The following is a 13022-nucleotide window of genomic DNA, read 5'->3' on the forward strand; positions in this document are numbered from 1 at the left end:
CCGTTCCGTTGAGCGGTCGGAGACCAATACTCCCCTCTTGCGGGCATTCGCCAAACAATCGGTCGACCCCGAAAGCCGCCGTTCGCTAACTCATCATTGGAGCACAGCCAGTGGCAAACAAACTGCAAGCTTTTTCCACGCTCAACCTACGCTGGATCGAGCGAGCTGGTTGATTACGATATTAGATGAGACCTCCAGCAATAAAGCGCTTTTGTTCATATCTATGGTCCTCGCGACTACCGGATCCTGAAAAACCCTCGAGCACGCTTGACATCGATGTGCATACATATTTTCCCATTGAATGCTGGGCTCCAACTGCTCCAAGCGCATCAGAAGCCGTTCCGGGCCAAATTCACGTATCATAAGCTTGGTCAGATCGGCCTCTGCAGCCTCCGCCATAACTTCAAAGTCGATAGAGTCCGCACCGATCCTCCCTGCTTGAAGTTCAGCGATGCCTCGAACTCCCAACCCGCAACACAGGGTGATTCGGCCATCTGACTGGATCGTATGCGTGGAGAAAAGGCTATCGCAGCCCTGCCTTCTTGAAATGTTTTCCCTATTTACTAACGTGTCAGGTGGATACTCGAAGACCATATTGTGGTCTAGCGGCATCCATGGACTTTCAAAAAGCGATACTCTATCCTTCCGGTCCGCAACTGCGGATTGGAATGCCTCATCCTTTTGAAGAGCAGTCGCGCTCAACGTCGATTGCGCCTTCTTCTCGATCATGATCGACGGATCCAATCCGTGATCCAACGACGCTCCTATCGCGCTATAAAGGTGGTTCAGGGGAACGAACTTGACGTGCTCATCACCCGTACTGAAGTTGATTTCTACAAGCCCCGCTTTCTTGAGCTCGGAGACCGTACGCTCGGCAAGCTTGCCGGTCTTCCCCCACCACCCATTGGACACTAGTCGTGACGTAAGACCCGCATTGGTTGCGGCGGCAATGCCGGCCAACAGATCCGACTTCCTTAACGTCGCCTCTCCTCCGGTGAATACCACTACTGAAAAGCCTTGGCGGGCTGCCACTTCTACTGCTTCGAGAATGGAGCCTAGGCTTAGCCGTTCTCGAACATGAGGACTGCTTTGGGTGCCGCAGTCATCGCACTGAGCCGTGCACTGCCTTGTAGGCATCACGGAGAGGGTGCTTGGCTGATAGAGAAGCCGCGTCATGGCTTGGTGACGGCATTCGCGAAGCTTCTGATATCACCGATGGGATGATTGCGCGACCGACCGGAAAAAACATACTCTGCGTGCACAACTGCGAGAGCTGTAACCACTGCGAGCGAATCTACCGCGACCACGGGGTTTGCGATGACCAATGAGTCGGGAACCGGGTCAGGCCCGTGAGGATCCCACTTAGGGGGGTCATAGCCGGGCAGCACGCCGTCCTTTTCCCATTTACGGATTATCTCTTCCACTTCTGGGCTGATCTGCCGCTTTCTCCATTCTTCAATTTCGTCTTGCAGGTCAGGAGGAGCGTTGTCGCGTACAACGTCAATCACCTGCGTTCGGGCTTGAGACGGAGAAATGTCGCCGTACTGGCACGCTGCGGCGATACGCGTTAGATTGTCCACGCAGGCAGGGTTGCTTATAACAGAGAGAAGAAGACGGTTCGCGTCCGATAAGTTATCAGAGCCTTGTTCAGCCGGTATGCCTAGCGTTGTTTTGATCATAGTGATTGGTTGGTCTATAAACGCGGCCTTTGCCTCATTCGACGTCCCCAATTTGTCGATAAGATCGAGTAGCTTTTCCCGTTGATCGTTATCCATATGACTGCCCCCCAAACGGCTCACCAATAAGATAGGTAGTAACATACTTACCTTGAGCAGAGCAAAGTCAACCTGCCGAGACCTCAAGTCGCCGATCAGGGTGGCTATGACCGCTTCCGGCGGAACCCGTCGCTACAACCGTCTAGTGAGAATGGCGGCTTCGTCCCAAAACGCGCCGGCAGCGGTCGACCAATCCAAGTCATCTATAGAATGACGCGCGAACGACTGGCTTGCCAAGAACCCGCCATTCAGTCGGGACCTGAGCTGTCTGGTTGCCAGTGGCTCGGCGACGACCCATACATTCATCCTGCGATGGTGCATCGAAAAGGGGGAACGTGGGGAATGACGGAAATGCTCGGTCGGCTGCGCGGCGGCGACCTCTACGCCGTCCTATCGCTCGCGACGAACGAGGAGCTCGAGCCACTGGTGAAGATCATCACCGCGAAGCTCACGAACTTTCTGGAGGTCAAAGACGAATACAAACGCCATCACCCTAACCATCGAAGGTATCATGCCCTGATCGGCGACGAGCTGCGGCTCTACGGCGGCAACTCGCTGATGAACCTCGGTCGTGGTGGCGAGGGACCATCCTACGATGAGATCGTGGCCGATGTCTGCTGGAAGCTGAGTGTTCCTTACGAGAAGGGTCGGACTGTTGAGAACGAGGCGAATCTTCTCGACATCTTTTTGGAGCAGCGATGGCGCTCGCTCGATCCGGCGGAGCGGGACCTGCTCGCTGGTGCTGCTCGAGAGGCCGCTCTCGGAAAGACCTCCGAGAAGGCATCGTATGCACGGAGTGGGGCGGCCGCTCTCGCGACCACCCTATTTACCGGCCCTGGTTTGGCAGTCCTCGGCATCAGCTTGCTGGACCCAAGCTACAAGGTGACCGTGCCGTGCGCCCTTCACGTCGCGTTCCTTCGCCGCAAGTTCCTCGAGGAAGGGCGAGCGGGCGCGGACGAGGCGAAACGACCGTCTACAGGGGAGATTGGCGTGGCACCGGTCGATAAGCCCGACGAAGCCTCCACAACCTCGCTCGAGCTGCACGACGACGCGGGCGTGCGACTGCTTACGATGCGCGACGTTCCCGACATATACGGTCGACCATGGAGCAGAATAGGCGACGCGGAAGACGCCGGCGTCAGTCGGCTCAATTCCCTCGTGCAGGCGGTCCCGGCTTTGGGGACCGCTGCGGAGATCGCGGGCGCTACGGGGACGCGATACATGGAAGTCGTCTGCAATGGCGAGCTCATGAAGGCCGCGAAGGGTGGCGGGTACCGCGCGATGTCGAGGAGCGGGATGAAAATTACGGAGCACGCAAACCTGTTCGATGCCGACAAGCTGTCCTTGGTCGCCAACGCGTCCGCGCTGATGAACGTGGCGTCCGTAGCTCTGGCGCAGAAGCATTTGGCTGAAATCAGCGAGAAACTCTCGGCACTGAAGAAGGAAGTCGACGGAGTGGCCGACTTCCAGGTCGCCGGGCGGAAGGCGATCCTGACGAGCTCCATTCGCTACTTCGAGCAGATCGCCCCCGCCGTGCTAGCCGGCGAGCACTCGGGCGGCGTAGCCTCCCGGATTGAAGACTGCGAAGCGAAGCTCTTGGAGGTTCAGGACCATCTGGCGCACGACTTTGCCAAGGCGAGCCGAGAATTGCAGGACCTGAAGGACGGGAGCTGGTTCAGCTCGTCCGAATTCGTGGACGCGATTGAGAGACACCAACGCCAGCTCAACGATCTGTCGGAACAGCAGATACTGTGCGTCAGGGCTCGCGCGCTAGGTTGGCAGCTACTGTGTGAGTTTCCGGACGGAGAGATCACGAAGAAGCGCCGCCGCGATGACATCGTGGCCTCGCTTAACGAGCTGACGGAGTCGGGTGACCGACTTCGCCGGATGGATGCAGCCCTTCGCGAGAAGCTAAGGAAAGCCTCGTCGCTGTGGTCGGCGAGCGCGATGAACAGTCGCAAGCTGGGTATCATGCAAACCGGCGACGAGTTCCTCACAAAACTGGCCGAGGAGGGCGGCCGGATTATGGCCGGAATAAAAGAGAGCGAGGAAGCGCGGTCAGCGTTGCAGCGTCCTTTCAGGATGAGGTTGATGATCGAGGAAGGTAGAGTCGCAGCGGTCCAGCCGCTAGAGGAGGCCGCGCCGGCCTGACCAGCTCTTGACGGGGGACGGTCAGGTTCTGAATGAAAAGCTTCCCTATAACTAAACGGCCATGAACGGCAGCAAAGTCCCAGACCCAGGCGATCAGGACAGCGATGAATGGCTAAGCGTTAGGTCCGCATTCAAGAAGACGCCTAACCGTCGAAGAGGGTCGCGGTCCTCACATTTGCGCCGCTGCCCAGGCTTCGGCGTCGACCAATTCCATGATCCGTACGAAGCGCAGATCGCGGACCGGGCCGGGCGTTGTCAGCGCCTGCGTGAGCTTGGCTTCGTCAACAAGACCGAAGTTGGCCAGGTGCCCGCCGAGCAGCATGTCGCGGATAGCCTGCCGCTGCCGGTCGAAAATCGTCGCGGCGAAGCCGGTGGGCGTGCCCTTCGATCGGCGCGCAATGATTTCTTGTGGGAGTTCGGGCGCGAAGGCGCGGCGCGCGGTTGCCCGATCCCGTCCCGGTGCGAGCCAGTGCCAGCTCGGAACACGCAGGCACGCCTCCACCACGGGCTGCGAGACCAGCGGTGAAATCGCCTCCTGCGGCGCCTGGGCATTTATCGCCTCCACCAGATTCTGCGCCGGGGCGAGCAGGGCGACGTGGCTCGCACGGCCGGGCAGGACACCATCCGGCGGCACGAACCAGGCGTGCGCGACAGTCTCGGCGACGATCGATCGTGCCGCATCAGAGAGAAACGCGACCGCCGGCCGCTGGCGCGGGGCTGGCGAGCGCAACCAGGCGCGATGCACCGCGCGCCAAGCCAGTGCCCAAGTCCCGGTCTGGCCCAGGTCGCCGAGTGCCCGCGCGGCGCTCCAAAATCGCTTGTCCAGACCGCCGGTGGCGAGGCAGTCGGCGAGGATCGAGACGGTGCGCGAAGCGAAGAAGACATTGTCGCCGCCGCCGCCATCGAGGAGGATATCGGCTCCGCATCGCTCTGCGGTTTCGGCCGCGACCGCGTCCTGCGCCTGCGTGAAGCAGCGATGCACCGGATAAGGCATATGTGCCGCACCCGAGCGGTGGACATCGATGCGGTCTGCGTCGAAAGTCCGCGTCAGCAGTTCGATGCCCACAGACCGGGCGACCATCTCGGCATAGCGCCTCTCGTCACTTGCGGCGTCATCGCCGGCGAGGTTGAGGCCGATCACCTCGGTGCCTGCCGCTTTAAGGCTAGTGGCCACGATCGCCGAATCTAGGCCCCCGGAAAGCAGCAGGACGGCTCGATCATGGCCGGCAGCGCGGGCGCGCGCGGCAAGATGCACCGCGTTGCGCACGGCGCGAGCCGCTTCCCCGGGATCGTCGATCATCCGGTCTCGGGCGACGAAGGCCCAGGGCGACCACAATGTTTCGCATTCTACCCCGTTCGCCGAGACGAGCAGGCGATCGCCGCCGCACAGTTCCTCCACGCCGTCGAGGCAGGTCTCGCTGCGCCGCCATTCGGGATAGGCGATGTGACGCGCAAGGGCGCCGCGATCGACGCTTAAGCGGCATCCGAGTTCCCGCAGCAGGGCGAGATCGGACACGACCAGGAGCACGCCGCCGACCCGGACATGGTAACATCCCAAATCGCCCATCGGTGCGCGTACGACCGCCATGCCCCTGTCTTCGGTCGTGAAGGCTACATAGCTGCCCCAGTAGCGTTCGATCAGCGTCTCGCTCCGCGACCGGGCGATCGCCGTCCAGGCCGCATCGTCAAGCGCGGTTTCCGGCCTTGTGCTGCCGCGATCGAACAGCTCGCCGACTATCGCATGGCTGACAGCTTGTGTGATCCCGTGCCGGTGGTCGCTCCACAGCATGAAGCGGTCGGTTGCGATCAGCGGCACGAGCGATGCCGCAGCCTTGCGCGCGCTATCGATCCGCCCCGGAGGAAGCGGCTCGGCGGTGGTCGCGATCAGCGCGAGAAAGCGTCGCCCCGTCATAAGACCAGGATCGGGGTGAAGGTCCGCACCATGTCGATGCGGTCGTTGACGAGCCGGTCCTCATGCTGAACCCAGCAATGGGCGGAGAATGGTCCGAGTTGCACTCCCAGCACGACATCGGGCCGTATTCCCTTCGCGATCATTCGCGATGCCACCGCGATGGAGTTCGCAAGGCAGAGGTCGATCTGGCTGGCAAGGTGCGCCGCCGAAACGAACCCGGCCATGATCCGTTCTACCTGTCCTACCGGCAGGGCACGGGATGTCGGCAAGCGCGATTTGCGGGTCGACAGCCAGGAAAGGGTCCGGCCGAGACCTGCCATCTTCAATCGTGCGCGCGTGGCGGCAAGGCAGCAGAGAGCGCTGGTCGTCCCCGCGAAGGCAGGCAGCGGAAGGTCGAGATCGAGGATACTTGTCTGCGGCATGACGATCGGGGGGCAGGCGGCTGGTGCCGGCGAAGCCGCCGACGCCATCAGCACGCCGCGCGCCAGCAGTCCCCGGACGTGCGCATCGTCTGGCGGTGGGGTCGCGCCATCCGCCAGCGCCCGGAAGCTGTGCTCGGCGCTTCGCGACAGGCAGAAATACCGGTCTGCCTCAATATCGAGAAAGATGACCCGGTCGCCGACGCGGCAGAAGGAGATGCCATTGCGAAGGGTGAAGCCCATGATCGAACGCCCAGGATCGCAGCCCAGATCGGCGCGCGATCCCATGGGACCGCGCGCCGACGCCGTCAGTCGTCGGCAATGCCGAAGAGCTGCTGGCCGTTCTTGGCATCGATGACCAGGCCGGCGCCGCCCTTGGTTTCGATGCTTGCGGTGCCGAGGTCGATCACTTCGTCTTCACGTTCCATGATGCACTCCTTCGTCCTGCTGCGAAATGCAGCCATGGCAGACTATGGAGGGCGGCTGGCTATCCGAACTTTATACGGATTCTATATCGATTTTGTTTGGCAGGGCGGCGGGCGTCAGTCCGCGCGGTAGACGGCCCGCACGATGTCGGCGGCAGCGCGGCGGCGGCGGCGATGATAGCTGCGGCACAGGGTTTTCAGGTGCTTGCGTTCGGCGGTCCTGACGGCCTGCCACAGCGCCTGCAGTTCAGCGTGTGTGCCTTCGAGCACATGCTCTTCGACGGTCCTGACGGCATGAAGGCGGGCGTTGAGCCGGTCGAGCGCAAGCGCATGCTCACGATTGGCGGAATGGCGGGCAACGGCCAGAAACGTCGCCGCAGTCCGGTCGGCCAATGCCGCGTCGTCCGCGAGGTCGCCAAAGAGTGGAAGTTCGGCTGGGCGTCGCCATGCGTTGATGGAAAGCAGGACGAGTTCGGCCGACCAATCGTAGAGATCCGCAAGGCCCGGTTCATCGAGCGCAGGGACATGGAAGCCGCCGGCGGTACGCGTCTCCACAAGACCCTCGCCGGTCAGCCTGTGGAGCGCGTCGCGCACAGGCGTGACGCTCGCGGCGAGCGGCGCGGCCAGCACCGCCGGGTCGAGCCGGTCGCCCGGCCGGAATTCGCGGCTCATGATCCGGAGGCGCAGCGCCTGATGGACCCGTTCGGCGGTCGCCCCGGCATTCACCGCGCGTCTCGCTGTTCCTGCGCATAGGCATCCACCAGCAGCTGCTGGTCGGGCCGCAGCGCATCGACGGCGCCAAGCGGCTGGTCCGCGCGACCGCCCAGCAGCACCGAAGGGCATTGCCCCTCGAAATTGCCGAGATTGGGCCGATGCTGGCGATAGCCGACCAGCGCCGCCAGATCGGACGGGAACGCGCGCGCGACCTCGGGCGGATAGGCGAGCCATTGGTTTTCATAGGGCTTGAGCCAGCCCAGTGCATAGCCGATCACGATCCCGCGTCGCACCTCCCGCGTGCGGTTTGCGCCCGCGCCGTGGAGCGTCGAGCCGAGGAACATAAGCGCCGCGCCGGGAGCCATCTCGGCGGCGAGAGGCGCGCCATCCGGCTCGGCCAGTGCGTTCGGGCCATGGCTTTCCGGCCAGACACGCGTGGCGCCGTTTTCCTCCGTAAAATCGGTCAGCGGCCACATCACATTGACGAGATATTCGATCTCGCCGATCGGCCCACGCCACATGTCCTGGTCGCGATGCGGCAGTTGCGCCGATGCGCCGGGATGGACTGCGATCGCCTGGGTCGTATTGAGCTGGATGCACTCGCACCAGGGCGCGAGCACGGCCTCGACGATACGGAGAATGCGCGGGTGCTGGACCAGCGCCGCGGCACCGGCCGCGCGCCTGAGCAGGCGGCCGAACCGCTTGGTGGTGCTGCCGTAGAAACCACCCTGGCCGAACGGCGTCGCCGCGAAATCACCCGCCAGTTCATCGTCGAGCGAGTGGAGCTGCGCGGGCGGCAGCGCATCGGGAAGGATGCACCAGCCATGGTCGAGAAGGTCGCGCGCGCTGCGGGCGATCTCGTCGTCGATCCTGTCGATCATTGTCCTTCTCCTTCTCTCAAGCCGCGATACGCTGGCTGTCCCGGATGGCCGGTGCCGCCTGGATGCCCGCCGCGGCGAGCAGGCCGGGCGTGTCGGGGGCGATGTCGATGCGCAGTGCGGCCAGCATCGCGCCATCAACGACTTGCGGCAGTCCGAGCGGACGGCAGCGCCAGCCGAAGGCGAGGATCTGCTGGAACCAGCCCATTTCGGCGATCGCGCTGTAGCCGGTGATGCCGTGGTCCAGCGCGTGATCGACGAGTGCGGTCACCAGCGTGTCGCGCACCGCACGGCGCTCGGCCGCGCGCAGCCGGCGATCGAGGCAGAAGCGGGTGATCTCGAAAATGCCCGCGGCGCGCGGCGGCGCGCCCTCGCAAAGGCCCGGATAAAGGCTGTCGAGTATATGGGGGCGCATGGTCGGCAGCAGGCGCGCCGAGCCCAGATGCGACCCGTCGGGTTCGGCAAGGATCAGATAGGTGGCATTGAGATCGTCGAACTGGTCGACTTCATAGCGACCGTCGAGGACCGGGACGTCCCATTTGAGCAGGTCGACGAAGACCGACTTGCGCGCGGCGAACATCGCGCGCAGCGCCGCGTCCGACGCGGACGGCGGGGCGGATTGCAGGATATGCAGCATGGCTCTTGCTCCCTTGGCCGTGATCGGTCGAGGGTGGGCGAGATGCTGGTCGCAGCGCTATGCCCGAAAAGGGGCATAGCGACGGCGGAAGATATCCGAGAAGGTCAGGGTTCCGTCGAACAGCGTCCGGATCACCAGCAATGTCCGCTTGTTCACGCCGTAGCGCTCGCAGGCCTGCTTGATATGCCGGGCCACTGTCTCTTCGCTGATCCCCAGGATGCGGCTGATCTCCCAGTCGCCCTTGCCGCGCGCAACCCACAGGACGCAGTCGCGCTGCCGGTCGGTCAGTGCCGGCCCCGGACGCGGCAAGAGCCCGCCGCGTCCCATCCACAATCGGCGCGCCGCTTCGAACGCGAAATTGCCAGCGAGCTGCGCCATCGGCAGCATGACGTGCGGCAGCGGCCGGCCCGCTTCGCTCGCAAAGGAGCAGGAACCGCGCGCTTCGCCAGGAACATGGGCCGGAACGGTGAAGCCGTCGCCGATACCCTGGGCGCGGCCGAGTGCCAGGATCCGATGGTCGCCCGGCGTCAGCGGGATCATCGCCGCCATCTGCGACCAGGGAAAGCCGATGCTGGTGACATGGCTGGCGCGATGCACCGGGTCGCTCACGCCCAGGGCGTTCTCGTCATAATAGTCCGCCCAACGCCGCGGATAATTATGCAGCCGGATCGCCGCGTCACCCGCCGTGGCTACATCGACATGATGGCTGAGCGCGAAATACTGGAAGCCCAGCTCCCCGCTGATGGCGGCCATGGCCGCCGCAAGCTCGTCCGCGTTGCCGACCGTTTCGACGATGCGCGCAAGCTGCATCGCCATGCCCGAATAAGGCATCTGGTCCTGTCGCGACCGTCGGCGGGGTCTCGTGCTGCCCGGATCCCGGCGGTCGCCCTTTCTTGGTCCTATGGGCCAGGCGGCGGGGCCTCAAGCCGTCGCCGGGCGACTCCTGTCATTGAAGTGTCATATCATGTTGGGCAGGCGCGCAGAAGTTGTCTTGTGCGATGCAGCATCCATGCCCCCGCGCCGTTCGCGGGTTTCGGCCCGTGACGTTGAAGCAGGCGTGGCGCGAGAGAAACGCTTATGCCCGGCTGCGCGGTATCGATCGCACCGGGCTCATGTGGGAGTGGTTGCGTCGCGATCCTGATTACATAGCCTGGCATGCCCGGGCGAGCAGCGTTACCCGCGGCAGCCCGGATCCGCGCGCGTGGGGGCTGCACTTTCGCTGAAGATCCGGCCCGGTCGGCACCCGAGGCGCGGATCATCTGGCATGCCGATCTCGATCCTGGAACGCTGCGCGTCAGCGCCTTCCCTGCCGATCCCTGTGACCCCGGCAGCCTCCCACTGGAGCGGATCGAGCCCTGGCTCACGGTCGCGATCGATACTGCGGGGTGCGAACATGCGGTGCTCTCCGACGGTTGGCATCATATCCGGCTCGACATCGAGGAAGGCCGGCTGGCCGGCGAAGCGGCGGTCATGCTGCACTTTCGGCTGCACGGGTTTGCTTCTGCCGAAGCCCGTCTACTGCCGCTGCGCCGCCTGATCGATCTGTGTCGGCACGGGCGCTTCGCCCGGTCGCTGTTCCCGTGCGATCCCCGCATCGAACGCGGTATCGCGATGCTGCGCGTCCACGATGCGCTGGGCGACGGCGCAAGCCAGCGCGAAATCGGCATGGTGCTGTTCGGCACCGAGCGGGTCGCTGCGGACTGGACCGATCGCTCGGACTCGCTGCGCTCGCGGGTCCGCCGGCTGGTCCGCGACGCCCGCGGCATGGCGCGCGGCGGATACCGGCACTTGATGCGCGGCGGACGGTGATGTGGGGCGGTGGTTGGATGTTGGCGAGGACGGTTCAGACGGGCGCCTCGCGCCCTGGGCTGCGCCCTTCGGCGCGACCGCGCTCTATGGCTCCGGCATCAGATGCGTTGGCGCTCTGACGCCTCGCCACCGAGTCCCGGCGGGGCCGGGTCTCGGCCTGGCGGTAACGATCGCTGGCGCGGCTACAGCGATCGCCAGTGTCGTGGAGATCGTCAGGTCATGCCGCACGGCGGGTGGAAGCGTGCCGTCGGCGGATTTTACCCGGTAACGAGTGGATGCTCCGCCTGCCAGCGCTCGAACATGGCCGCGAGATTCGCCACGATGCCAACCTCGCGTTGAGCGATGTCGATACTCCGCAGATGCAACCGATCCGTACTTCCGTTGACCAGATAATCCGTAGCGAAAGGACCCGATCCAAGACCCAGATGGTGGGGATAGAGGAGATTAGGGTCGGGGCAGGCTTGCTACCTTGCCGATACCGGATGATTGCGCATAACGATTTTGCTATGATCTAGTGTGTTTGGCTGCGGTGGGATCGATTCAGAAAAATGGGCTTCAGCAACTATTTGACCGGTTCGTCCACATCGCCCCCCTCTAACCTTCCTGAAGCAATTTCGAAGCTGCAGGATACATCGATCCTTTTTGTGGGCTATTGGCAGCGCAGGGACTTTCAGCGGGCGGGCAGCATCTCCGAAGAAGCCATGATCCACCTCGATTTCGTTTCTAACGAGCTGCTTCGCGAAAGGGTCGAGCGTGTTGGACGGGGGCTTTTTGCAGACTCAGCGTTTGAGGCGCGCCTAGGCGTGCGGATCGGCGCGGGAATGACAGGTCTCGCGCTCGGCGACCAAATTGCCATGTGCCAGGCGGGGCCGGGCAATGGCCGCTTGCCCAATAATGCGGGGCGTCCGGTTGATCTGACGCTGGATCGCCTGCTGAACAAGATCAAGCACCGCAATCCGCGTCTTATCAATTTCCGCATTGACGCGGGACGGCATATCTTCCTCATTTGTCCCGAACATACGGCCGGCGGGGCCGAAGGCATCTATGAATTCGACGTGGAGGATTTCTGCCGCCTCTGCGCTGGGGCCGCACAAAGCCTTTAGGGTATGCCACCATCCAAAGCGGCGTAGGTGCCGAGACCTGCAGGCCAAGGCACATTTATGGCAGAGCGGATCGGAATCCGGCGGGCGGATCGACGTCGAACCGCCAAGACATGAGTTCGCAATATTCCTCAAGATTGGCGAGCAGGTCCTCGCCGGCCTCGGCCCGCGTTGCCAGCTCGATCAGGAGGATCGCATTCAAGAAGTTCTCCTTCTTTTCGATTCGCAGATGCTCGAGATCGGGCCAAACGCTATCGTTATCGAAATATGGCAGGCAGGCCGCCAAAATTTGGCTCCCTCGATCGGTGCGGCGGTCGCGCGCCGCGAGCGCGCTGAAGGACGCGACGATATCGGCAAGCTGAAGCCCGGGTTCGGCCGCTGACGAACCGAATGCCACCGGTTTTGCTAGGTTGAACGTCATCGCGGCGTCGCGTCCACGAAACTTGAGGCGGGCAATCTCACTGCGCCCGACGAAGCCATCGAAGAAGTCGCGGTAAGCAGCGAGCGGCTTCGATTCATCGAATGTGACGTCAAGCGCGCCGAAGCGTTCCCCCATAGTGCAGAGCACCGACTTGGCCGAGCTGAAGCTCAAGTCGAGAACCCATTGAATGCGCCCGGTCTCGTCGGCGAGGCTCGCGAGCTCGGCTTCAATCTCCGGTCGGCAGGCGACGATGAACCGCTCGATCGTGGCAATCGCGCCTTCAGATCCGCCTGCTCCCCCTTGGGCAAAATAGGTTTGAGGCTCACCGCCGCGGCGGCGCAGCATCTCCTCAAAGCGGCTGGCCAGCTTGGCGCTCGTCGTCTCGCCGTGGGTAAGATGGGCCCACAGCACGTTCGCGACGTGGAGATGGAAGCCTCGCTCATAGAGGAATAGGCTGTTTCGCGCGAGGACGGGCTCGAACACATATTCAAAGAATTTGGCTGCAAGGCTGAACAGCTTGTCGTTGACCGCGACCACAGCGCGTTCGCCGAGCTCGTCGAGCAGCCAGGTTATCAAGGACAGCGCGTCGGGCCGGCGATAGAGGATTCGCCCTTTCAGCTCGCTTCCGATGAGACCGAATCGGGTGCGCAGAGCCACGACGAGCGCCTCCGCCTCGGTAGGTTCAATCGCCACGGCCGCGTAGCCGAAATAGGGCTGGTCGAGATGCAGGAGATTGTCGCCAGTAAATCCGGCGTCATCGCAGAATATCTTGGTGGTCATG

The 13022-nt window shown here is 63.2% G+C and carries 14 protein-coding genes; 4 read left to right on the forward strand and 10 right to left on the reverse strand.

The annotated features are described in order from the left end of the window. Positions 1–141: 141 nt before the first annotated feature. Positions 142–1176 carry a radical SAM protein gene (locus tag ACZ1JM_RS15470; RefSeq protein ID WP_465133258.1) on the reverse strand — a complete coding sequence of 345 codons (1035 nt, stop codon included), beginning with the start codon at positions 1174–1176 and terminating at the stop codon, positions 142–144. Continuing rightward, positions 1173–1775, reverse strand: a complete 603-nt coding sequence (locus ACZ1JM_RS15475) for a hypothetical protein (protein ID WP_465133259.1) — start codon at positions 1773–1775, stop codon at positions 1173–1175. Before ACZ1JM_RS15475 ends, ACZ1JM_RS15470 begins: the two co-directional genes overlap by 4 nt. Positions 1776–2117: 342 nt before the next feature. Here ACZ1JM_RS15475 and ACZ1JM_RS15480 point away from each other — a divergent pair, with 342 nt between their 5' ends. Further along, a complete protein-coding gene (locus ACZ1JM_RS15480) occupies positions 2118–3926 on the forward strand; it encodes a hypothetical protein (RefSeq protein ID WP_465133260.1) in 1809 nt (602 codons plus the stop codon). A gap of 169 nt (positions 3927–4095) precedes the next feature. On the opposite strand, the gene ACZ1JM_RS15485 is transcribed toward ACZ1JM_RS15480, so the two are convergent. The 7 genes from ACZ1JM_RS15485 to ACZ1JM_RS15515 all read right to left on the reverse strand — a co-directional run bounded on the left by ACZ1JM_RS15485 (position 4096) and on the right by ACZ1JM_RS15515 (position 9721). Beyond that, complete coding sequence (locus ACZ1JM_RS15485; RefSeq protein WP_465133261.1) at positions 4096–5838, reverse strand: asparagine synthase-related protein; 1743 nt, start codon at positions 5836–5838, stop codon at positions 4096–4098. Continuing rightward, positions 5835–6545, reverse strand: a complete 711-nt coding sequence (locus ACZ1JM_RS15490; RefSeq protein WP_465133262.1) for a lasso peptide biosynthesis B2 protein — start codon at positions 6543–6545, stop codon at positions 5835–5837. The genes ACZ1JM_RS15485 and ACZ1JM_RS15490 overlap by 4 nt, the downstream gene beginning before the upstream one ends. A gap of 20 nt (positions 6546–6565) precedes the next feature. Continuing rightward, positions 6566–6685: a benenodin family lasso peptide gene (locus ACZ1JM_RS15495; RefSeq protein WP_129927693.1), complete on the reverse strand. Its 120-nt coding sequence runs from the start codon at positions 6683–6685 to the stop codon at positions 6566–6568. A gap of 114 nt (positions 6686–6799) precedes the next feature. Further along, positions 6800–7408, reverse strand: a complete 609-nt coding sequence (locus tag ACZ1JM_RS15500) for a GntR family transcriptional regulator (protein WP_465133263.1) — start codon at positions 7406–7408, stop codon at positions 6800–6802. Beyond that, positions 7405–8277, reverse strand: a complete 873-nt coding sequence (locus ACZ1JM_RS15505; protein ID WP_465133264.1) for a phytanoyl-CoA dioxygenase family protein — start codon at positions 8275–8277, stop codon at positions 7405–7407. Before ACZ1JM_RS15505 ends, ACZ1JM_RS15500 begins: the two co-directional genes overlap by 4 nt. 16 nt (positions 8278–8293) lie before the next feature. Beyond that, positions 8294–8911 (reverse strand): acyl-homoserine-lactone synthase, encoded by a 618-nt coding sequence (locus tag ACZ1JM_RS15510; protein WP_465133265.1) that lies wholly within the window; start codon positions 8909–8911, stop codon positions 8294–8296. A gap of 57 nt (positions 8912–8968) precedes the next feature. Continuing rightward, the gene (locus ACZ1JM_RS15515; RefSeq protein WP_465133266.1) at positions 8969–9721 is read right to left on the reverse strand and encodes a helix-turn-helix transcriptional regulator; all 753 of its coding nucleotides are present in this window, start codon (positions 9719–9721) and stop codon (positions 8969–8971) included. A 188-nt stretch (positions 9722–9909) separates the two neighbouring features. Here ACZ1JM_RS15515 and ACZ1JM_RS15520 point away from each other — a divergent pair, with 188 nt between their 5' ends. The 3 genes from ACZ1JM_RS15520 (at position 9910) to ACZ1JM_RS15530 (ending at position 11823) form a co-directional block, all read left to right on the forward strand. After that, positions 9910–10134 (forward strand): transcriptional regulator domain-containing protein, encoded by a 225-nt coding sequence (locus ACZ1JM_RS15520; RefSeq protein ID WP_465133267.1) that lies wholly within the window; start codon positions 9910–9912, stop codon positions 10132–10134. Further along, the gene (locus ACZ1JM_RS15525) at positions 10067–10720 is read left to right on the forward strand and encodes a DNA -binding domain-containing protein (RefSeq protein ID WP_465133268.1); all 654 of its coding nucleotides are present in this window, start codon (positions 10067–10069) and stop codon (positions 10718–10720) included. The genes ACZ1JM_RS15520 and ACZ1JM_RS15525 overlap by 68 nt, the downstream gene beginning before the upstream one ends. A gap of 548 nt (positions 10721–11268) precedes the next feature. Further along, entirely contained in the window at positions 11269–11823 is a 555-nt protein-coding gene (locus tag ACZ1JM_RS15530; protein ID WP_465133269.1) for a hypothetical protein, read from the forward strand. A gap of 55 nt (positions 11824–11878) precedes the next feature. Here the strand turns inward: ACZ1JM_RS15530 and ACZ1JM_RS15535 are convergent, their stop codons facing one another. Next, positions 11879–13021 carry a DUF3800 domain-containing protein gene (locus ACZ1JM_RS15535; RefSeq protein WP_465133270.1) on the reverse strand — a complete coding sequence of 381 codons (1143 nt, stop codon included), beginning with the start codon at positions 13019–13021 and terminating at the stop codon, positions 11879–11881. Between the last annotated feature and the right edge of the window lies 1 nt (position 13022).

The sequence above is a fragment of the Novosphingobium sp. BL-S-24 genome (assembly GCF_055521575.1).